This is a genomic window from Nocardia cyriacigeorgica (genome assembly GCF_010868145.1).
In the GTDB taxonomy this organism is placed as follows: domain Bacteria; phylum Actinomycetota; class Actinomycetes; order Mycobacteriales; family Mycobacteriaceae; genus Nocardia; species Nocardia cyriacigeorgica_D.
Map to the genome: position 1 here is coordinate 1 of NZ_JAAGUY010000092.1, position 280 is coordinate 280.

At 67.5% G+C, this 280-nt stretch carries 1 protein-coding gene; it reads left to right on the forward strand.

What is annotated here, in order from left to right; genetic code table 11:
- Positions 1–280: hypothetical protein (locus GV792_RS28885; protein WP_163828150.1), on the forward strand; the 280-nt coding region annotated here is incomplete at both ends.

The window sequence follows — 280 nt, forward strand, 5'->3', positions numbered from 1 at the left end:
CGAGGAAGGTGGCTGGGAGCGCGATCTGGCCGATCACGTCCTGGCCGTGGACAGCGCCATCGACACCGTGTGCGAGGCCACCGGCGCCGGCGTGCATCTGATGGGCTATTCGCAGGGCGGCATGTTCGCCTATCAGACCACCGCTTTCCGCTACGGCAAGGGCGTGTCCAGCATCGTCACCTTCGGCAGCCCGGTCGACATCGTCGCGGGCATGCCGTTCGGGCTGCCCTACGGGCTGGCCTCCGATGTGGCCGATTTCCTGGCCGACCATGTGGTGACC